The organism is Arthrobacter sp. P4_H3 (assembly GCF_056400885.1).
In genome coordinates this window covers 163,267-184,205 of sequence record NZ_JBFUKK010000006.1, presented here as the reverse complement: position 1 = coordinate 184,205, position 20,939 = coordinate 163,267, and the positions used below count along the sequence as shown (strand labels likewise).

The window sequence follows — 20,939 nt, the reverse complement described above, 5'->3', positions numbered from 1 at the left end:
GGGTTAGCGCAGGACGATGTCCACGGGGTTCGCCTCGGACCTCCACTGCCCCTCGGCACCGACGCGCGGCCCGATCACAGGCGCAGTCAGGACACCGGAGCGGTTGGTGCGCTTGTCCCGCAGGATCTCCGTGACGGAGCCGAGGTGCCGGGACAGGTCGATCACGTTCTCCGGGGCGGCCAGGAGCAGCTGGAAGCCGAATTCGTGCAGCGCCTTGATGCCGGCGCCCGCGAATTCCTCCGAGGCCAGGACAAACGCCTCGTCCATCATCACGGTGCCGTACGTGGTGAAGCCCTGCTCGGCGATGCCCAGCTGGTAGCTGAGTGCCGCCGCCATGATGAACGCCGTGAAGCGCTGCCGCTCGCCACCGGACATGGAGCCTGTGTCCGCGTGCATGAACACGTCGGTCCGCTTGCCGCGCTTCTTGCCCGTGGCCGGGTCAACCACTCCGCGGTGCTCCTTGCACTGGATGAACAGGTGCCCGCGCACGTCCAGCACCTCGGCACGCCAGCGCCGGTCCTCCGGAGTCTGCGAGCCCAAACGCTTCACGAGCGTTTCCAGCGACTTGTAGCGGTTGGTGAGCTCGGCGTCGTCGTCCGTTTCCGTCCCGGCAGCTGCCGCTCCCGCAGCCCGCGAGGGCCGCGTGTGCCGTATCCTCAGCGCATTCTGGATGGCGTCCTTGAACTGCTTCGCGGTGGGCGGGAGGGTCTGCTTGATGTCGAGTTCCAGGAAACTGCCCTCATGGAAATTGACCTCGGACAGGATGCCGTTCAGCGGCAGGATACGGCTCGTGATTGAGCGGCGCTCCTCATCCAGCAGGTGCAGCAGCGTGCTGAACGATTCGTGCGTGCGCTGGTTGAAGAACTGACGGAACTCGGCCTCCTGCGCGGGCAGGCCGTCACTGACAATGGCGTGGTAGCGGGCCTCGAACTCCCCAGCGGCGCCGATGGACGTGCCGTGGTCCGCGGAAATCGCCGTGCCCCATTCACGCACAAAGCCCTCGAACATGCGGGTGAGGCGCTCTGAGGTGGCCTGGCCGCGGGACTCGGCGGTGTGCAGCTCGGCAAGGAGCCGGGTCCGCACCTCGTTGGCCAGGTTGTCCAGCTCATGCATCTCGGAGACCTCACCGAACGCGGCAAAGTACGGTTCCAGTGCCGTCACGGTGGACTCCGACGGCGGCGCCTGGCCCAGGCGCGTTCGCGCGGCTTCCAGCAGTGAATCCCCTGCGGTGAGCTGCCGGTCCAGTGCCTTGTATTCACTCTGGAGAACCGCTGCGGCTTCCGTGCTGGCCTGGTGCTTCTGCCGGGCCACTTCGATGTTGGCCCGCAACGGCTCCAGGTCAGCCTGCGCGGCGAGCGCATCCTTGAGGCGCTGCTCGATCTTTCCGAGTTCGTCCTCCGCCACTGCCGCGGAAACCTGCTCCCAGGGCCGGTGGTCCTCGGCGATCCGGCGCAGCGCCTCCAGCTGCCGGGCCATGCCCTGGTGGGATTCTTCGCGGCTTCGCGCGAGCTCGGCGGCCTTCGCGAGTTCCTGCTGCAAATCCTCCACCTGGGTGGCCACGAGTTCCAGTTTCGAGGCATTGTCGAAGCCGAGGACGTAATCCTGCCTGCTGGTGAAGCGGTCGTCCTTCTCCACGGTGTGGCGGTTGCGCTTGACCACGCCGCCAAGGCTCAGGCCCTTGTCCAGCCTGGCCAGTTCGTCCGGGTCCTCGACGCACGGGTACGCGAAGTCGACGGCGATCCGCTCACGGATCCACTGCCCGGCGTCGGCGGCCGGCCCCGTGGTGAGGATGTCCAGCTTGGTCAGCAGCTCGCCGTCGGCCACGTCCTCCACGGCCAGCGCACCTCCGGGCAGCGGCTTGGACACGTCAATGGCGCGGAGTGCACCGCGGACGGAGTTGCCGTTGAGGTAGCGGGTGACGGCCCCGAAGTGTTCGCCGGGAACCAGCAGCGTGGTGGCCAGGTTCCGCAGCGCGCGTTCGGCGGCCGGCCGCCACTGGTCCTCCCCCTCGGCGAGGTCGATGAGCTCGCCGCCGAACGGCATCAGCTCTTCGGGCACACCGGTCGCCGCGGCGATAGCGGTCCGGTTTTCAATGCTCGACGGCGGCAGCAGGGACTTGCGCGTCTTCAGCGAGACGAGCTCCTGCTGGGCCGCAGCAAGTTCACGTTTCTTCGCGGCGTGGCCGTCGAACGCCTCAAAGCGCAGCTCTTTGAGCGCCTCCGAATCGCCCTGCAGTTCAGCCGTACGTGCGGCGGCGTGTGTGTGGGCCTGCTCCCAGCCCTCCGCCGTCCACTCGAGGTCCAGTCCGGCCTCGGCCAGGGCCTGGCGCGCGGCTTCCTCAACCTGCTGGCGCAGTTTGAGCCCTACCCGGGCGTTTTCCAGGGACTGCTCGATCGCCGAGATCGCGTTGCCGCCCTGGTTGTTGTAGTCCGCCTCCAGCTGCCGCAGATCCTTGGCCAGACCATCCCGGACCGCACGCTCCGCGGCCAGCTCCTTGGCCTTTGCCTGGGCGAGGTCCTTGTAGCGGACCAGGGTCTTCTCGTGGACTGTGACTGCGAGCTGCTGCTTGTAGGCATCGAACTCTTCGCCGGCCAGCTCCCGCAGGCGGTTCGCGTCCAGCAGGGACTGCGCATACTCCTTGTTCAGGCCGGGCACCGGAGCCAGCTGGTCACGCTGCTGCCGCACATCCTCCAGCCGCTGCCGGATGGACATCAGGTTGCTGAATTCCTCGACGACGTCGTCCGCCGCGGCCAGTGTGGCCGGCGCGTCGAGCACCTGGTCGCGGAAGAACGTGTTGACGCTCCCGCCCAGCCCCTTGCCGGCCTGGATCACGCGGAGCAGCGGCAATGCCTGGTCCGAGTTGATGCCCAGCAGCCGGCGGAAGCGCTCCGCGAACGCCTTGTGCACGTCGAAGACCTGCGCATCGGGGAAGAGCACGTCCAGCGCGGCCTTGGTAAAGCGCTTCTCCGCAATGCCCTCGATGGCGGCGAGGTCCAGCGGCTTGTTGTCGATCAGGTAATACCGCCCGACGCTCGACTCCGTGCCGTTCTTCGGCAGGTCGAACAGCGCCGATACCGTCACCTTCGTGCCCGCTGCGTTATCAAACGTCAGGGCGACGGCGGACCACGTGGCTCCCGGCCGCTGGAAGGCACTGGCCGAGCCCTCGCCCACGGCCTTGTCGCCCACCTTGCCGCGCATGTACGTGAACGTGGTCCGTTTGTCCTCCACGGCGCCGGAGCGCTGCGCCGCGGCCTCGTTCGAACGCGGCCGGGCGTCGAACACGCGCAGCATGGCGTCGAACAGCGTGGACTTGCCGACACCCGAGTTGCCCGTCAGCAGCGTGCCGTTGCGGTCCACGTGCATGGTGTGGGCGCCATGGAACGTGCCCCAGTTGACCACCTGCACCAGCGCCAGCCGCATCTGGCCCGGGTTGGTGAGTTCGCCCATCGGCAGCATGGTTGCGATGCTCACTTGGCGTCCTCCGCTTCATCAGTGGCCGGGTTGGGGAACGACGACGGCGATGCCGCCCCGCCGTCGTCGTCGCTGTTCAGGTCACCTTCAGCATCGTCGTCAGTGTCGTCATCTGAGCTAGTGGAGCTGTCGCCGTCGAGCTCTATCAGCGCTTCCGTACCGGCGGGGTCTGCCGTGGCTGCTACCAGGGCTTCGATTTGGGCGGGAATGTCGCCGATGTTTTCGAAGGGGAGGGCCAGCGGCAGGGCGTTCGAGATGGTGTAGACGTCGTCGAGGCCGGTGGTGATGAGGAGCTGACGGGCCAGGAGCTTGGTGATGGCGCGGTTGACGACGTCGGAGTCCCGCAGCGCGTCCTGCTGGCCGGACGGCTGGTAGTGGGCCACCAGCTCGGCAATTTCCTCTTTTGTGATGGTCGGATCAGTCTGCGCCGTGACGTGGCGGTCCAGCAGGAGCCTCAGGCGCAGCAGCACGATGGTCTCCACCCGGCTCAGCGCACGCTGCTGGCGGAGGATGTTGGAGCGGGTGCTGCCGCCGATGGCGTCCGGATCCACCGGGCGCAGCACGGCCACCTTCCGTTCGTGGTCAAGCTGGAGCGTCAGGAAGAGCTCGGACAGGCGGCTGCGGAGGATCAGCTGGTTGTCCAGCAGCGTTGTCCACAGTTTCTCGTCCCGGCCGCCGTCGATATACGGCCCCTTGAGCAGCTTCACCAAAGCCTGGCGGACCTTCATTGGCAGCACGCCGGTATCGCCCGGGAACAGCGCGGCGCCGTCCACGAAGGTGTCACGCGGGGTGACCGTGAACGGACGTTCCGCACCAAATGCCGCCCCCGCCCCTTCGCCGCGCATCTGATCTTCGATCAGCTCAGCGCGCGGCTCCGACAGGCCCGATGCCACTCCCTGGGCGGCATCTGGTGCTGAACTCGTGGTGTTTGAAAACTGAGTCATCGTCAATCCTTCTTGAGGGTAACCACCGGCAGGAATGCCTTGCGGGTGGTTCCGTCTATCTGTTCGAAGTCGATGGCGTCCCAGCCGGCGCGGTCGAAGCCGGCGCCATCGTGCAGTGCGTGGGACAGCAGCGCGCGGATGGAGTTGATGTGGCGTTCCTCCGGCGGAAGCTGTTCCCATGCCTCCGGCAGGGTGGCGGCCCCGGCGAGCGCGGCGCGGATGGCGGCCGGCTTGGCCTTCCCCGTGCGCGGCGAGCGCACGCGGTCGGAGTCGCTGAAGGCAATGGGGTCGGCGAGCTTGGGCGGCGCCGCGAACTCGTCGGGGTCGAAGAGCTTGACCATGGACAAGGACTCGAAGCCGGCATTGAAGAGCACCGGGCCCGGCACCAGGCCCGGGCGTTCCCGCTCGTAGGGCAGGGAGCGGATGGCCTGTTCAGCTTCGCGGAGCACCTTGCGGAGCCGCACGGACTGGCGGAAATCGTCACTCTGGACGTAAGTGTTGAGGCTTTCGCTGAGCTTGCCGTAGATCCGCTGGATCTGGCTGTGCTGGGTGCGGAGCTCGGCCACCAGGTTCTTGAGCGTTTCGCGGTCCTCGTGGCTGAGGTCGTCCGCGAACTGGCGGCTGAGCACCTCGCCGATCGCGGAACGGAACCGCAGCTGCTGCTGGGGGTCCTCCAGGAACGCCGTGAATGAACGGAACGTCCTGCCCTCGGGGCTTTGCCGGAGCCGTTTGTCCGCCTCCAGCACCTGCGCCATGGTGGCGCCCTTGCTGAGGGACTCTTCGATGATCTGGTTGCGGAGTTCGCCCACCAGCTCCTCGATCCGGTCACGCATTTTCTTGTAGTCCGCCGGGAGGCTGGCCGCGAGGTCCAGGATGTTTCCGGCGGCCTCCACGGCCTCGTCGTCGTCCAGGAGCCCGTCGAAGTCGCCGGAGCTGATGTCCTCGATGAGCTGCTGCCGCTCCTCGATCTCGTCCTCGAGGGACTCCAGCCGGGCGGTCTGGTCCGGGTTGGTCTCATTGGCGAGCTTTTCGACATCGCCCAGCAGCGTCCCCAGCCGGGATCCGTTCAGGGTAGAGCGTTCGCTGGAGAGGCTGTCGAGGAAGGCAAGGACGCGGGCCGCGGGCTCGGTGACTTCGTAGACGATCTGCCCCGACTGGTTGCGGCGGGTCAGGAAACTCTTGCGGGTCCATTCGTCGCCGAAGGACTTTCCATTGGCGGCCCCACCCAGTCCCGGGTCCTGCCGGCGGAGCTGCTCAAGGAAGGCGTCGACGTCGGCGTGGAATTCTTCCAGCGGAAGCTGCGGACGGACGCGGGTGAAGGATGCCTGCAGGACGGCGATAACCCACGGCGCGGACCGGGTGAGGGCCCAGGCCGGCCCTTTGGTGAGGAGTTCGAGGTCCCGGAGCCGGGCGCTGATCGCGTCCGAGGAGGACGGGGCGGATCGGGACACACACTCTCCTTCAGCTGCCTCGGAACTCGTTGGGCAGCGGAAAACCCGAAAACTGCCAACTACAAGGTTAACGCAGTAGCCCGTGGGGCTGGTCCGGTCGGCCCGGCCCGGCCACCAGCACCCGTTGCGGTGGGCGCCCATCCCTCCCCGCGGCGACGCCCCTCCGTCGAAGCCCTGTTACGGGTGTTACTGGTGGGGTTTCAGTGACCGCGCCGTGACCTACGGACCGGTAGCATTGCGATCCCGTATCAACGGCCTCCGCCACGGCGTCGGACTCTGGTTGACGGACGCGCCGCACCCTACGCTCGTGCTACTTGATCCAACCAGGCAATGACGCAGGGGGAAACCATGCAGTTCGATCTCAGCGCAGTAGAGACAGGCACTTTCGTGTTCATCGGAACGCTCGTGTTTGGCCTGCTGATCGTGGGTTTCATGATGTCGGCCGCTTTCGTGGCAATGGTGATGGTAGGGGTGGGCCGCTTTGCGTGGTTCGTCATTGCCGGCACCCTGCTGGGACTGGTCCACGGCATCAACCATCTCTGGGACCGCCTGGTGCACCACGCCTCCACCGTGGAACTTCCCGGCGACTTTCAGGGGCAGCCAGCCCCTAGCACGGGAACTTACCCACGGGTAGCATTGAGGGACAGCTGAAGGGTTCCCCACCCGAGGCGGACCCAGGGCTCAAGCCGGCCACCCCGGTTAGAGGAGATGCCCCGTGAGCTCTGCCACTGACAGTCCCGCCGCCGATGTTCCCGTAGCCCCGGAAAAGATCGGTCCCGGCGCCACCGAGGCCGATGCCCGGGCCATCACCGAGGCCGCCCGGGAAACCGCCTGGGACAGGCCCAGCTTCGCCAAGGGTTTGTACCTGGGGAACTTCGACCTCTCGCTGATCCACCCCTGGCCCGAAGCCAGAACCGAGGATGTGGAACACGGCGAGGAGTTCATGGCCCGCCTCACTGCCTACTGCCGGACCATGTCCGGCCGCCTGATCGAGCGGAACGCGATCATCCCGGACGAATACCTCGCCGGACTGGCCGACATGGGAGTCTTCGGCATGAAGATCCCCCGCGAATACGGCGGCCTGGGCCTTTCCCTCGTCTACTACGGCCGGGCGCTGGCCCTTCTGGGTTCGGTGCACCCGAGCCTCGGGGCGCTGCTGTCCGCCCACCAGTCCATCGGCGTCCCGGAGCCGGTGAAGGTGTTCGGCACCCCGGAACAGAAGCGGGAGTACCTGCCCCGCTGCGCCGCCGGCGCCATCACGGCGTTCCTGCTGACAGAGCCCGACGTCGGCAGCGACCCCGCCCGGATGGGCAGCACCGCCGTTCCCACCGACGACGGCGACGCCTACATCCTGGACGGCGTGAAGCTCTGGACCACCAACGGCGTGATCGCCGAACTGGTGGTGGTAATGGCCTTGGTTCCGGGCCACACGGATTCCGACGGAACCGTCCACAAGGGCGGCATCAGCGCGTTCGTGGTGGAAATGGACTCCCCCGGCATCACGGTGGAAAACCGCAACGCCTTTATGGGGCTGCGCGGCATTGAGAACGGCGTGACCCGCTTCCACCAGGTGCGGGTTCCGGCCGCCAACCGGCTCGGCCGCGAAGGCCAGGGCCTGAAGATCGCGCTCACCACCCTCAACACGGGACGGTTGTCCATCCCCGCCCTCTGTGTGGCATCCGGCCGGTGGAGCCTGAAGATCGCCCGCGAATGGTCAAACGCACGCACGCAGTGGGGGCGGCCCGTGGGGAAGCATGAGGCCGTAGGCAAGAAAATCGCATTCATCGCCGCGAGCGCCTTCGCACTGGACGCCGTGTTCGAGCTGTCCGCCGAAATGGCCGACGCCGGCCAGAAGGACGTCCGAATCGAGGCTGCACTGGCCAAACTCTGGTCCACGGAGATCAGCTGCCGGATCGCGGACGACCTGGTGCAGATCCGGGGCGGGCGCGGTTTCGAGACGGCCGATTCACTGGAGGCCCGTGGTGAGAGGGCCGTACCAGCCGAACAGCAGCTCCGGGATCTCCGGATCAACCGGATCTTCGAGGGCTCCTCGGAAATCATGAGGCTCCTGATTGCCCGCGAGGCCGTGGATGCGCACCTTGCTGCCGCCGGCGACCTTGCCTCCGCGGATGCCAGCCTGTCCGATAAGGCCAGGGCCGCCGTCGGCGCTTCAGGCTTCTACGCGAAGTGGCTGCCCAAACTTTTGGCGGGCGCAGGAATGGACCCGCGGTCCTACTCGGAGTTCGGCAGGCTCGCCAAGCAGCTGCGGTTCGTGGAGCGGTCCTCGCGGCGGCTGGCCCGGCAGACGTTTTACGGGATGGGCCGCTGGCAGGCCGGGCTGGAGCACAAGCAGGCATTCCTGGGACGGATCGTGGATATCGGCGCCGAACTGTTCGCCATGGCAGCCTGCTGCTCGCGGGCTGAAGGAATGCTCCACACGAACCCCGAGCGGGCCGCCACCGCCTACGAACTCGCCGAGGCCTACTGCGAGCAGGCGCGGGTCCGCGTCGACGAGTACTTTGACCAGCTGTGGCGGAACACGGACGACGCCGACCGCGGGCTCACGGAAAAGGTCCTCGCCGGGGACTACACGTGGCTGGAGGCAGGGGTGCTGGACCAGTCCGAAGGCACCGGACCATGGATCGCCGATGCGGCTCCCAGAGCCACCATGAAGGAGAACCTGCACCGCAAATACCGCTGAATCACGGCGATTTTCGCCCCGCCGCCGATGCTAAGCATCCTTGCTGTCGCCGTTGCGCCGTGGTTAGGTGGAGAAGAGACCATCATGCAGGTCTCCGCATAGCGGTGGCCGGCCCAAGCGATGGGTCCGGCTCAATCGATGAAAGCGAGAACGCCTGATGAGCAGCACAGTAGGGCCCGAAGACAGACAGTCGCGCCGCGCCGCCCGTGGCGAGGATGCCAACCCCGTGGACGGCGGCAGCCGAGAGGTCGACTCCGGGAACGGTGAAAACAGGAATGTCGAAGACAGGCTGGAGGGCCGGCGCAGCCCTACTGACGCACCGCGGGCCAGCCGGAACTACGTCCCGGCAACGGAGCACGACGACGACACCCGCGCCTATGCGGTGACGCCCACCGCCGAGTCCGCTGCGTTTGCGGACCCTAATGCCGCCACCCGCGAGACCGTAGTGGCCCGCGAGAAGGAGCAGTTCGGCGGCATCAAGATCGGTTCCGCCTTCTTTGGCTGGATGGCTGCCACGGGAACGGCCGTGTTGTTAACCGCACTGGTCGCTGCAGCCGGAACGGCCGTTGGGCTTGCCACCAACACCGACGTGAACGAGGCCGTCAATCAGGCCTCCTCCGACCAGACCGTGGGCCTGACCGGAGTCATCGTGCTGCTGGTCATCCTCTTCGTGGCGTACTACTGCGGCGGTTACGTTGCCGGCCGCATGGCACGATTCAGCGGTGCGAAGCAGGGGTTCATGGTGTGGGTCTGGGCCGTGATCTTCGCAGTGATTATTGCCTTGCTGGCCATGATCGCCGGAGAACGCTTCAACATCCTGGCCAACCTGAACAGCTTCCCACGCATTCCCGTCAACGAAGGGCAGCTGACCACCACAGGCATCATTGCCGCCGTCGTGGTGGCCGCGGTCGCCCTGGTCGGCGCTGTGGTGGGCGGCATGGCCGGTATGCGCTTCCACCGCAAGGTGGACCGTGCCGGATTCACCCCGGTGGAAGCTGACGCGGAACGCTAGAGCCGGGGCTGCCAAAGCGGATAGCTACGAGGCGGCCTCGTCGAGGTAGAACCAGCGCCGGTCCACGCGCAGGAACCGGCTCTTTTCGTGATGGGCTCCCCGCTCGCCGTCGTGCCGGAAATGGGCTTTGAACTCCACCGTCCCTTCCGAGTCCAGGGGACCGCCGCGGCTGGTGGACAAAATGTCCAGCCGACGCCACTCCATGGCCGGGTCCAGCTGGAGGTCCGCGGGCCGGGTGTCCGGGTGCCAGGTGCGGAGCAGGTAGGCGGCATCCCGCACCACAAAGGCGCTGTACCGGGAGCGCATCAGCTGCTCCGCCGTCGGGGCCTCGTCACCGCGGTGAAACCGGCCGCAGCAGTCCGCGTACTGCTCACCGGACAGGCACGGACAGTTCCCGCTGAACGCCGGGGAATTACTGTCCCTGGTATCTTCGCGGCCTCCCGGGCGCGGGTTTTCAGGCTCGGTCTGCTGGGGCACGGAGCGTCCTTTCGGGGCTGTCGGAGGGCGCCGATTTGGCTGCTTCCGACTATATGCGCAGGCCGGACGGGAACGGCTGTGTCATATCGGATAACAGGTTCGACACAACCCGGCCGTGGCCCTGTAATGCGGGCGTGTTGCACCGCAAAAGTCCGTATTGTTAAGGGGTGCCCATTACCGGCGGATTACTGCCGGCACACGGGCGCAGCAGGCCCTGAGGAGAGGTAAATGGAAGATCCCAACACCATTGCCCTGAACCTGACTTTTTTTGGCACGCTGGGTGTGGCGTTCGTCATGTTCATCGGCCTCTTCCTGGTTTTTGTGGCCACCCTCCTGATTGCCGGCCTTGGCCGGCTGGTCGGCGTCGCGGTTATGGCCGGGTTCGGCCGCCGCCCCGGCAAAACATCGCACCCGGACACCCCTGCCCGCGCCTCACGCCGGACGTTCAATCTGAAGACGGCCAGGGCGCCCTCCTCCCTCCGGGCCAAGCTGCGCACCGCGAGGGAAGAAGCGGCGCAGAAACGCGCCGCGCGCAGGGAAGCGCCCGCACTGTCCGAAGACTGGGCGGCAGCCGTTGCCCGGGCCGATGCGCGGGCGGCCGCCAGGGCCAGCGCTGCAGCGGCGCCCGAAGTGAAAGTCACAGTCCGCGATCTACCCAGCCCGGACGCCCCGGTCGAGGAAGTCAGGGCCGTGGCTCCCCTCGTGGAATCCGCCACGGACCAGCACGCCACAGTCAGGGCCATCCCGCGTTCCTTTGAGAAGCCTCCCGGGCCTGGTCCGTTGGCCATGCTGGATACCGGGTCCCTGGTCTCGCTGGCCGGCCACCCTGCCGCCTTGCGGGGCACATTGCCGGTGGAGCAGCGCCGCGCCGGCTGATTGACTGCCAAAAAACCGGTCACAAATCGTCATTGGCAGCCCCTGCGTGACCCCGGACTACGGAAAGCTAAGAAGTGCTTCGAGGGCGGCCTGCGCACGGCTGATTTTGTGTAGCCTCGTGACGATCCACAGCAATCAGCGTGGGAGTCAAACGTGAGGAAAACCGGGATGAGCCTCAACCAGCTACGGGTGTTCGGGCGCAGCGGAACGCTGATCAGCCCGCTCACTTTGGGCACCATGAATTTCGGCGAAGGCGCGGCGCACGGCTCGTCCGCAGCAAACGCTGGCGCGGCGCACGGCGCCGCCCAGGGCTATGCCCCCACGGGTGCGGAGGAAAGCATCCGCATCATCAACGCGGCACTGGACGCCGGCATCACCGCAGTGGACACGGCGGACGTCTACTCGCAGGGACAGAGCGAACAGGTGGTGGGCCGCGCCCTGAGGGGCCGCCGCGACGACGTGTTCATCGCCACCAAATTCCACGGCCAGATGAGCGCCAACCCCGCGCACTCCGGCAACTCGAGGCGGTGGATCATGCAGGCAGTGGAGGGCAGCCTCCGCAGGCTGCAGACGGACCGGATCGACCTTTACCAGGCACACCGTCCGGACTACAACACGGACGTCCTGGAGACCATCACGGCCCTGAACGACCTCATCCGCCAAGGCAAGATCCTCTACTACGGAACGTCCGTGTTCACTCCGGCGCAGCTGGTGGAGGCCCAGTGGCTGGCCACTACGAACCATCTCATCCCGCCCGTAGCGAACCAGGTTCCGTATTCGATGCTGGTCCGCGGCACTGAACGCGATGTCCTGCCGATCGCCCAGCAGTACGGTCTGGGCGTGCTGGCCTACGGTCCGCTGGCCGGCGGCTGGCTGTCCGGAAGCTTCGTGCTGGACGCCGGCAAACCGCCCACGCGGGTCCACTCCCTTCCGGGGAGGTACGACATCTCCGGCCCGGCGAGCGAGCGCAAGCTGCTGGCGGCGGATTCCCTGACCCGGCTGGCGGACAAGCTTGAATTGCCGCTCGTGGACCTGTCGGTCGGTTTCGCACTGAACCACCCGGCTGTCAGCAGCGTGATTGTGGGTCCCCGGAGCGAGGAACACCTGCAGGCCTACCTGAGGGCCGCGGACACGGTGCTGGATGAAACCGTGCTGGATGCCATTGACGAGCTGGTGCCGCCCGGAACCAACTTCGTGGAGCGGGACGCCGGCGCTGTGGTCCCCTCCCTCGAATACGCCGAACTGCGCCGGCGGTAAGCCGAAGGCAGCCGCCGGAAAACCCTTACCCTGAGCAACCAATTGGGCTACGGTGAAACCCATGGAATTCAGATACCTCGGCAACAGCGGCTTCAAGATCTCCGAAATCACCTTCGGCAACTGGCTCACGCACGGCTCCCAGGTGGAGAACGATGTAGCCACCCAATGCGTGCGGGCGGCGCTGGACGCTGGCATCAGCACGTTCGACACCGCCGATGTCTACGCCAACACGGCAGCTGAGACGGTGCTGGGCGAAGCCTTGAAGGACGAGCGGCGCCAATCCCTGGAGATTTTCACCAAGGTGTTCGGGCCCACCGGGCCCAAGGGCCACAACGATGTGGGGCTGTCCCGCAAGCACATCATGGAATCCATCAACGGTTCCCTGACGCGGCTCCAAACCGATTACGTGGACCTGTACCAGGCGCACCGCTATGACTATGAGACGCCGCTGGAAGAGACCATGCAGGCGTTCGCGGACATCGTCCGGCAGGGCAAAGCGCTGTATATCGGCGTCAGCGAATGGACAGCCGACCAGATCAGGGACGGCCATGCCCTGGCCAAGGACCTGGGATTCCAGCTGATCTCCAACCAGCCGCAGTACTCCATGCTCTGGCGGGTCATCGAAGCCGAGGTCATCCCGACGTCCGAAGAACTGGGCCTGTCCCAGATCGTGTGGTCCCCGATTGCCCAGGGCGTGCTGAGCGGCAAGTACCGGCCGGGCAAGCCGGCGCCGGAGGGAAGCCGCGCCACGGACTCCAAGGGCGGCGCCAGGATGATCGAACGCTGGATGTCCGATGAAGTGCTCAGCGGCGTCCAGCAGCTCAAGCCGATTGCGGCGGAAGCCGGACTCACCATGGCCCAGCTGAGCATCGCCTGGGTGCTGCAGAACAAGAACGTCGCCTCGGCCATCATGGGCGCGTCCCGTCCCGAGCAGATTGCCGGCAACGTGGCGGCCGCCGGCGTGAAGCTGGACGCGGCCATCATGGACAAGATCGACGACGTCATCGGGTCGCTGGCCGAACGCGACCCGGCCCAGACCAAGTCGCCCGCGTCCCGCGAGGCCTAGCCGTGGCGGACACGGGAACCACCACAGGGATCACCGGGTCAGGCGGCTCACTGCCGGAGCTGGCCGTCACGGGCTCCACCGGGCAGCTTGGCGGGCTCGTGGCCAGGGTCCTCGCCGGCGTCGGGCAGCCGCAGCGGCTGCTGGTGCGCGACGCCGCCCGGGCCCCCGACCTTCCGGGCGCCGTTCCGATGGTCTCCGCGTACGCGGACCCGGTGCTGGCGAGGTCCTCGCTTGAGGGCGTGAAAACCCTCTTCATGGTGTCGGCGTCGGAAGCCGAGGACAGGCTCCAGACGCATTTCGCGTTCGTGGACGCAGCAGCGGCGGCCGGGGTGCGGCACGTCGTCTATACCTCCTTTTTCGGAGCCTCCGCTGACTGTACGTTCACACTGGGCCGGGATCACTACGCCACGGAGGAGCGGATCAAAGCCGCCGGGCTGGACTATACGATCCTCCGGGACAACTTCTACCTCGACTTCCTGCCCCTGCTCACCGGAGAAGACGGCGTTATCCGCGGCCCGGCGGGCGACGGCGTGATGGCGGCCGTGGCCCGCGCGGACATTGCCCGGTGCGCCGCGGCGGTGCTGCGTGACCCTGCGCTGCACGTGGGCCGCACGTACGATCTGACCGGGCCGGAGGATATCTCCCTGCAGCGGGCCGCGGAACTGCTCACGGAAGGCACCGGCCGAAGCATCAGCTACCGAAATGAAACCGTGGCGGAAGCGTACGCGTCGCGGGCCCCGTACGGCGCACCCGGCTGGCAAGTGGACGCGTGGGTCAGTACCTACACGGCCATCGCCAACGGAGAACTTGCTGGCCCGACGTCGGACGTTCATGCCCTGACGGGCAGGGAACCGCTGGGGCTGGCGGATTTCCTCAAGGAGGCGCACCACCTCTAGCTGCGAAGGACCGAAGGCTGGCCTTGACGCACCCGTGGAGGCGGCGTAGACCTGTGAACACGGGCTATGCCCGCCACAGCATCCGCACCATCCAGAATCCGGCCCTACCCAGAAACGCAGTGCCATGACGAAGCAGATTTCCCGGCGCCGCCAGACCGAAAAGCCCACGGCGCATACCGGAGAACCCACGAACGGCCCGCTCACTGCAGAGGAACTGCAGCTTGCGGTCAGGAACCATTCAATGCCGCTGGAGGCCCTGCGGGAGGACCTCACGCCGCCGGGGCTGCACTACGTCCTGACGCATTTCGACATCCCGTTCATTGACGCCAATGCGTGGCATTTGCGGATCGGCGGCGCCGTGCAACGGGCCGTCGAAATCAACCTCCGGGCACTCCGCCGGGACCCCGCCATCAGCATTCCCGTCACCCTTGAATGCGCCGGCAACGGCCGGTCGCTCCTCCGGCCGCGGCCGCTCAGCCAGCCGTGGCGGCTCGAAGGCGTGGGCACCGCAGTGTGGACCGGCGTTCCGCTGGCATACGTGCTGGCCCAGGCGGGGGTGGATGAAGACGCGGTCGAAGTGGTGTTCACGGGCGCCGACGACGGCATCCAGGGCGGCGTCCGGCAAAAGTACGGGCGAAGCCTGCCGATCAAGGAGGCGATGCGTCCCGACGTCGTGCTCGCGTACGAGATGAACGGCCGCGAGCTGCCCCCGCAGCACGGCTTCCCGCTGCGGCTGGTGGTGCCCGGCTGGTATGGCATGGCCAGCGTGAAGTGGCTGGAATCCATCCAGGTGGTCACCCACGCCTATGACGGCTTCCAGCAGTCGGTCGCCTATCGCTACCAGAAGGACGCGAACGACGCCGGTACGCCGGTCACGCGCATCAAGGTCCGTTCGCTCATGGTTCCGCCCGGAATCCCGGACTTCTTCACCCGCAGCAGGGTCCTGTCCGCCGGGCCGGTGATGCTCAAGGGCAGGGCCTGGTCCGGCGAAGGTTCCGTGGTCCGCGTCGAGGTGGGGATCGACGGGAAGTGGGTGCCGGCGCATCTCGGTCATCCGGCTGGTCCGTTTGCGTGGTGCGACTGGACGTTGCCGTGGGTGGCGGACCGGGGCGAGCATGAACTCGCCTGCCGGGCCACCGATTCCACCGGATCAATGCAGCCGCTGGAGCAGGCCTGGAACTACCAGGGCATGGGCAACAACGCGGTGCAGCGCGTGAAGGTGAACGTCGAATAGTTGCCGCCCCGGTTCGTCTTCGCGTCGGCTGGGGTCAGCATCCTTCGAAGTCGGTCAGGACCTTGACCTTGCCCGCCGAGGCGGACGCGGGGTCGAAGGTGTAGCCAAGCCACTCCCGGGCCAGCCGGCGGGCGAGCTCCACGCCCACCACGCGCTGTCCCATGGTTAGCACCTGGCAGTCGTTGGACAGCACAGAGCGTTCCACCGAGAAGGAATCGTGGGCCGTGGCGGCCCGGATTCCTTCCACCTTGTTGGCCGCGATGGCGACGCCGATGCCCGTGCCGCAGAACAGGATGGCCCGGTCCGCGAGGCCGTCCCTGATCATCTCCCCGGCGGCAATCCCCACGTACGGATAAGGGGTGGTGAACTGCTCGGCGGCATCACCGCGGTTGACGCCGATGTCGATGATTTCGCTGACCCTGGGATCATTCCGCAGGTCCTCCATGATCCGGTCCTTGTAGTCCACGCCGGCTTCGTCGGCGCCCAGGATGAGTCGGATACCCACGGCTTGTCCTTCCATAGTCATGACGGTGTTCCCGCGGGCTGGCGCGCCGGAACCGGCGCCGCCAAATGCGGGCCCATGACGGCGAAGATCATTGCCAGGGACGTGGCCCCGGGGTCCGCGGTGCCTACGCTCTTTTCGGCGAGCGGCCGGGCCCGGCCCTTGAGCGGGCGCAGGGAGGCGGTGGCTTCCGCCGCCGCGGTTGCGGCGGCTGCGGCTTCGGCCCACGCCGCCTCAGGCGATGCACCAGCTTGGCTAGTACCGGCGGCCACCAGCCGGCCGAACGTTTCGGCGAAGGGCAGCAGCGCATCCACCATGGTCTTGTCCCCGATATCCGCCTTGCCGAGGCCGGTGATCCTTGCCGCAAACGCGCTGACGGCCGTGGCCAGCTCAGGCGGTCCCGGGATCTGCTGGTTGCCCAGTGATTCGCCAAAGGAGCGCAGGCCCGCGCCCCACAGCACCCCTGAGGTTCCGCCGGCCTTGTCCGCCCAGGCGTCCCCGGCGGCAGCCAGGACCGCTCCCGCCCCGGCACCGCGGGCAATGGCGTCAGAGGCTGCGGCCGTAGCCGCGTCGATGCCACGGACCATTCCACGCCCGTGGTCACCGTCGCCCGCCACAGCGTCCATGTCGCCGAGCCGCACTTCGGCGCCGTGCAGGGACGCCCGGGCGGCGGCAAGCGCCGCCAGGCAGTTCGCGGCGTACTCCCGCGACGCCTCAGTCGCCTCGAAAGCATCGGGTGCGGCGGCGCCGTCGGACGCTTCCTCCGCCATCTGGTCACCGGGCTGGAGGGCGGCATTGCCCCTCCGGTACGCCGGCGTTTCCGCCGGGGCGGTCCAGAGCGGCTCGAGTTCCTCGTCCAGCCAGGTGATGGTGAGCGAGACGCCGGACATGTCCAGGCTGGTGACCAGTTCGCCGACCTCAGGCATCACCAGCGTGTAGCCCGCGGCGCGGAGCAGCGGTGCAACGGTGAGCCAGAGGACAAAAAGTTCTTCGTGCTTGGTGGACCCGAGGCCGTTGAGGATCACGGCGATGCGGTCCCCTGCACCGTGCGGCGTCTCGGCCAGCAGCCGGGAAACGAGTTCCTGGGCCAGCTCCTTCGCAGGCGGCAGCTCGGTGTCGAACAGGCCCGGCTCGCCGTGGATGCCCAGGCCAAGTCCCATCTGCCGGTCCTTGAGCCTGAACAGCGGGCTTTCGGCGCCGGGAAAGGTGCAGCCGTGGAAGGCGCTGCCGATGGTGCGCGTCAGCCTGTTGGCCTTCCGGCCGAGCCGTACAACGTCGGCGAAGTCGGCGCCCGCTTCGGCCGCCGCGCCCATCACCTTGAAGACCGTGAAATCACCGGCGATGCCGCGGCGTTTCTCCGATTCCGACGGCGGGGCGCTGGCGACGTCGTCCGTCACCAAGACGTTTTCCACCTGGATCCCCTCCGCTGCGAGCCGTTCGCTGGCCATACCGAAGTTCAGGACGTCGCCCGCGTAGTTGCCGTAGGTGAACACCACGCCGGCCCCTGATTCCGCGGCCTTGGCCACAGCGTAGGCCTGCTGCGCGGAGGGCGAGGTGAAGATGTTGCCCACTACGGCGCCGTCAGCGAATCCGGTGCCGATCAGGCCTGCAAACGCCGGGTAGTGGCCGGAACCGCCGCCGGCGAGGACGGCCACCTTGGGCTTGGCCGGGCGGCGGCGCCGCACTGCCCCGCCCGTGACCTGGCGTACCAGGTCGGCGTGGACGTCGCAGAACCCGGCGAGGGCTTCGTCGGCGAAGTCGGAAGGATCGTTGAATATTCTGGTCATGGTGGGACTCTCTATCCTGCGGCGGGAATGGCTGTTAGTGGATGTGGCTTCCGCCGTTGATGTCGATGGTGGTTCCGGTGAGGTATGCCGATTCCTCCGAGGACAGGAAGGTGATGACGGCGGCGATTTCCTCGGTGGTGGCATTGCGGCCCAGCGGGATGCCGGCGTTGATGGCCGCCTCCTGCTCGTCGGTGCTGCCCACGCGGATGTTGGTGTCCACGGCGCCCGGTGTGATCGCGTTGACAGTGACGCCCGTGGCGCCGATTTCGCGGGCCAGGGCCTTGGTGAACCCGAGAATGGCGGCCTTTGCGGCGGAATATGGCACCTTGCCGAACACGCCGCCGCCGCGCTGCGCGGAGACCGAGGACATGTTGACGACCCGGCCCCAGCCGCTGGCGATCATGTCCGGGAGGAATGCCTTGGTGACCAGGTAGGTGCCGGTGGAGTTCACGGCCATGACCTTATTCCAAAGATCCAGGGTGGTCTCGAGGAACGGCACCGGCGAGGTGATGCCGGCGATGTTGGCCAGGGCGCCCACGGCCGGAAGCGTACCGGCGTTGATCTCGGCCTTCACTGCGCGGTACGCCGCGTTCACGGAGTCCTCATTGGCGACGTCGATCTCGTAGCCGAATGCCGGGACGTTGAATTCGTTGCCGATTTCGGCGGCGACCTTCGCGGACTTCTCGCCGTCGAGGTCCAGGATCACCACTCCCCAGCCCTGGCTGGCGTAGCGGCGTGCGGTGGTGATGCCGATGCCGCGGTCCGAGGTGGCCCCGGTGAGGACGGCGGTGCGCTGGATGGTGGTCATGATGCTCCTTGGATGGTGGTTGTGTCTTTTGATGGAATCGAGTGCTCCATAAGCGCCGTTTTGAGGGTTCATAACGGCAGTTACGGAGCAATCGATGGTCAGATGAGGTCGGTGATGAAGCTGGCTGCCTTGGCGGCCGCTGCGGGACGTTCGTCGTGGGTGATGTCCCGGGTTTCCAGCTCGAGGGCGAAGTGCCCGGTGTAACCGTGGGCTGCGAGTGAGCTCAGCCCGGCGGCAAAGTCCGCCTGGCCGTTTCCGATGCTGAGATTGATGTTGCCGGGCACCGCATCGCGCAGATGGACATGGGCGATCCGTCCTTCGTGGCGTTCGAGATACTCAAGGGGGTCCGCACCGGCGGCGACGATGTGGCTGAAGTCCATCACTATTCCCACGCCGGAACCGGCAAGCCGCCGGGCCAGCAGTTCCGCTCGTTCCAGGTTCCAGCAGAACCGCAGGAAGTGCAGGGATTCGGTCCAGAGTTCGACGCCGAATTCCGCGGCGCGCTGTCCTGCGTGCATGAGCTGCGCCGCGATGGTGTCCAGGTCCTCGTCAACGCTCCGGACCGGGTCGTGGCCCAGGGCCCCGCACGGAAGGACCAGGGCTTTGGCGCCGGTGTTGGCGGTTAGGGTGAGCAGCGCCTCCAGGTGCCGATCACGGGCGGCCATCCGGCCGGCGTCGAGCACTGCATTGAGGTCCCCGATGTCACCGTTGACGGAGCGGATCCGCAGCCCGGAGGCGGCAACCTTCGCGGTGACGGCCGTGACCGCCTCCTCATCCAGGTCATAAGGGACGTGGTCACAGACACCCGGCAGGGCGCCCAGGTCGATTTCTTCGAAGCCCAGGCCGCTGATGGTCCGCAGGGCGGTACTCAGGTCCTGATGGCGGAAGCTGATGGACGAGCAGCCGAGTCGGGTGTTGAACATCGTCGTTGATCCTCTGAATGAGCGGGGGTGATGTGAATCACCATAAGGCTTTTCACTGTTAACAGTCAACCTCCAACATTGACTGTTGACATAGCAAATGACGTACGTCACACTTGTCGTATCATGTGTTAACAGTCGACAGTGCCGAGGTTCCAATGCTTCGGTCGCTAATCGAAAGGGATCCACCAATGAGCAACGAAGCTCTGAAAATGCGGGGCCACGTCCACGGCACGAAGGACGCAAAGCGCGTCGCCATCGGTTCCGGTGTGGGCGCCGTCATTGAGACGTACGACTTCATCGGCTTCGGCACTGCCGCGGCCCTGTACTTCGGTACGGCGTTCTTCCCGACCGGCGACCCCGTCACGGGAACACTGGCAGCCTTCGCCACACTCGGCGTCGGTTTCGCCGCCCGCCCGATCGGCGGCATCATCGGCGGGCACCTCGGCGATAAGGTGGGCCGCAAACCCGTACTGGTGGCCTCCCTGATCCTCATGGGCGTGGCCACGTTCCTCATCGGCCTCCTTCCCACCTACGAGCAGGTGGGCCTGCTCGCTCCTGCCCTGCTGGTCTTCGTCCGGGTCGTCCAAGGCCTGGCTTTCGGCGCCGAGTGGGGCGGCGCCATCCTGATGAGCTACGAACACGCGCCTTGGAAGTCCAAGGGCAGGTACACCGGCATCGTCCAGGCCGGCTTCCCCGTTGGCCTGCTCCTGGCGAACCTCGTCTTCCTGGTCAGCGTGAACCTCGGCGGCGAACTTGCCTGGCGCGTTCCGTTCCTGGCCAGCATCGTGCTCGTCGCCGTCGGCCTGATCATCCGCTCCAAAGTCCCGGAGTCCCCGGTCTTTGACGAGGTCAAGGAAAGCGGCTCCATCGTCAAGTCCCCGATCATCGAGGTCATCAAGAGCGACTGGCGGAGCATTGTCCGGGGCATCGGCCTCCGCATCGCCGAGACCGCCGGCTACGCCGTCTCCATCACGTACATGATTTCCTACCTCCACACCCAGCATCTGGCGGACAAGACCCAGACGCTCGTGGCCCTCTGCATCGCGTCAGCGATCGGCATCTTTGCCACCATGGCCTGGGCAAGGCTTACGGACAGGATCGGCCGCCGGCCCCTGTATATCTGGTCCACTGCCTTCGCGCTTCTGTTCGGCATCCCCATGTTCCTGCTGGTGAACACAGGAATGTTCATCTTCGTCATCGCCACCATCGTCATCTCCTACGCTGTCTGCCAGAACTCCCTGGCCGGCGCCCAGGGTCCGTGGTTCCCCGAACTGTTCCAGGCCAAGACCCGTTCCTCCGGGGCCTCGCTGGCCTACCAGATCTCCGCCATGGTCTCCGGATTCACCCCCTTCATCACCACGCTTCTCTTCGTGAGCCTGGGCTGGATGGGCCCCGCCCTCCTCTTCAGCTTCTACGCCGCCATCGGCCTCTGGGCCGCGATCGTCACCCGGGAAACCTGGGGCAAGCGCGAACGCCAGCTGGCAGATGAGGCCACCAAAAGCACCCCCCAGTCAGTGACCGTCTGATGACCGCC

17 protein-coding genes are annotated in these 20,939 nt (G+C 66.7%); 9 read left to right on the top strand and 8 right to left on the bottom strand.

What is annotated here, in order from left to right; all coding sequences use genetic code 11:
* Positions 1–3: 3 nt before the first annotated feature.
* The 3 genes from AC1DRE_RS11310 to AC1DRE_RS11300 all read right to left on the bottom strand — a co-directional run bounded on the left by AC1DRE_RS11310 (position 4) and on the right by AC1DRE_RS11300 (position 5,866).
* Positions 4–3,471, bottom strand: coding sequence for an ATP-binding protein (locus tag AC1DRE_RS11310; protein ID WP_476984723.1), 3,468 nt, complete (start codon positions 3,469–3,471; stop codon positions 4–6).
* Entirely contained in the window at positions 3,468–4,316 is an 849-nt protein-coding gene (locus AC1DRE_RS11305) for a DUF4194 domain-containing protein (RefSeq protein ID WP_476984741.1), read from the bottom strand. The genes AC1DRE_RS11310 and AC1DRE_RS11305 overlap by 4 nt, the downstream gene beginning before the upstream one ends.
* A gap of 101 nt (positions 4,317–4,417) precedes the next feature.
* Positions 4,418–5,866 carry a DUF3375 family protein gene (locus AC1DRE_RS11300; RefSeq protein WP_476984722.1) on the bottom strand — a complete coding sequence of 483 codons (1,449 nt, stop codon included), beginning with the start codon at positions 5,864–5,866 and terminating at the stop codon, positions 4,418–4,420.
* Between the two features lie 348 nt (positions 5,867–6,214).
* Here AC1DRE_RS11300 and AC1DRE_RS11295 point away from each other — a divergent pair, with 348 nt between their 5' ends.
* The 3 genes from AC1DRE_RS11295 to AC1DRE_RS11285 all read left to right on the top strand — a co-directional run bounded on the left by AC1DRE_RS11295 (position 6,215) and on the right by AC1DRE_RS11285 (position 9,579).
* Entirely contained in the window at positions 6,215–6,517 is a 303-nt protein-coding gene (locus tag AC1DRE_RS11295; protein ID WP_104176024.1) for a hypothetical protein, read from the top strand.
* Positions 6,518–6,581: 64 nt separating this feature from the next.
* Positions 6,582–8,567 (top strand): acyl-CoA dehydrogenase family protein, encoded by a 1,986-nt coding sequence (locus AC1DRE_RS11290; protein WP_476984721.1) that lies wholly within the window; start codon positions 6,582–6,584, stop codon positions 8,565–8,567.
* Between the two features lie 157 nt (positions 8,568–8,724).
* Positions 8,725–9,579, top strand: a complete 855-nt coding sequence (locus AC1DRE_RS11285) for a TIGR04086 family membrane protein (RefSeq protein ID WP_476984720.1) — start codon at positions 8,725–8,727, stop codon at positions 9,577–9,579.
* 24 nt (positions 9,580–9,603) lie between these two features.
* On the opposite strand, the gene AC1DRE_RS11280 is transcribed toward AC1DRE_RS11285, so the two are convergent.
* On the bottom strand, positions 9,604–10,056 hold the full coding sequence (locus AC1DRE_RS11280; RefSeq protein ID WP_476984719.1) for a YchJ family protein: 453 nt from the start codon (positions 10,054–10,056) through the stop codon (positions 9,604–9,606).
* A 228-nt stretch (positions 10,057–10,284) separates the two neighbouring features.
* On the opposite strand from AC1DRE_RS11280, the gene AC1DRE_RS11275 reads away from it, so the two are divergent.
* The 5 genes from AC1DRE_RS11275 (at position 10,285) to AC1DRE_RS11255 (ending at position 15,385) form a co-directional block, all read left to right on the top strand.
* Complete coding sequence (locus AC1DRE_RS11275; protein ID WP_476984718.1) at positions 10,285–10,932, top strand: hypothetical protein; 648 nt, start codon at positions 10,285–10,287, stop codon at positions 10,930–10,932.
* A gap of 168 nt (positions 10,933–11,100) precedes the next feature.
* On the top strand, positions 11,101–12,189 hold the full coding sequence (locus tag AC1DRE_RS11270) for an aldo/keto reductase (RefSeq protein ID WP_476984717.1): 1,089 nt from the start codon (positions 11,101–11,103) through the stop codon (positions 12,187–12,189).
* A 61-nt stretch (positions 12,190–12,250) separates the two neighbouring features.
* Positions 12,251–13,255 (top strand): aldo/keto reductase family protein, encoded by a 1,005-nt coding sequence (locus AC1DRE_RS11265; protein WP_476984716.1) that lies wholly within the window; start codon positions 12,251–12,253, stop codon positions 13,253–13,255.
* A gap of 2 nt (positions 13,256–13,257) precedes the next feature.
* Complete coding sequence (locus AC1DRE_RS11260) at positions 13,258–14,151, top strand: SDR family oxidoreductase (protein ID WP_476984715.1); 894 nt, start codon at positions 13,258–13,260, stop codon at positions 14,149–14,151.
* 124 nt (positions 14,152–14,275) lie between these two features.
* Positions 14,276–15,385, top strand: a complete 1,110-nt coding sequence (locus AC1DRE_RS11255) for a sulfite oxidase (RefSeq protein WP_476984714.1) — start codon at positions 14,276–14,278, stop codon at positions 15,383–15,385.
* Between the two features lie 34 nt (positions 15,386–15,419).
* On the opposite strand, the gene AC1DRE_RS11250 is transcribed toward AC1DRE_RS11255, so the two are convergent.
* From AC1DRE_RS11250 to AC1DRE_RS11235, 4 genes are all read right to left on the bottom strand, one after another.
* Positions 15,420–15,911 (bottom strand): RpiB/LacA/LacB family sugar-phosphate isomerase, encoded by a 492-nt coding sequence (locus AC1DRE_RS11250; protein WP_476984713.1) that lies wholly within the window; start codon positions 15,909–15,911, stop codon positions 15,420–15,422.
* On the bottom strand, positions 15,908–17,674 hold the full coding sequence (locus tag AC1DRE_RS11245) for a dihydroxyacetone kinase family protein (RefSeq protein ID WP_476984712.1): 1,767 nt from the start codon (positions 17,672–17,674) through the stop codon (positions 15,908–15,910). Before AC1DRE_RS11245 ends, AC1DRE_RS11250 begins: the two co-directional genes overlap by 4 nt.
* Positions 17,675–17,708: 34 nt before the next feature.
* Positions 17,709–18,482 (bottom strand): SDR family NAD(P)-dependent oxidoreductase, encoded by a 774-nt coding sequence (locus tag AC1DRE_RS11240; protein WP_476984711.1) that lies wholly within the window; start codon positions 18,480–18,482, stop codon positions 17,709–17,711.
* A gap of 98 nt (positions 18,483–18,580) precedes the next feature.
* Positions 18,581–19,405, bottom strand: coding sequence for a sugar phosphate isomerase/epimerase family protein (locus AC1DRE_RS11235; protein ID WP_476984710.1), 825 nt, complete (start codon positions 19,403–19,405; stop codon positions 18,581–18,583).
* 188 nt (positions 19,406–19,593) lie between these two features.
* Between AC1DRE_RS11235 and AC1DRE_RS11230 the strand changes: the two genes are divergently transcribed.
* Positions 19,594–20,931 carry an MFS transporter gene (locus tag AC1DRE_RS11230; protein WP_476984709.1) on the top strand — a complete coding sequence of 446 codons (1,338 nt, stop codon included), beginning with the start codon at positions 19,594–19,596 and terminating at the stop codon, positions 20,929–20,931.
* Positions 20,932–20,939: the final 8 nt, after the last annotated feature.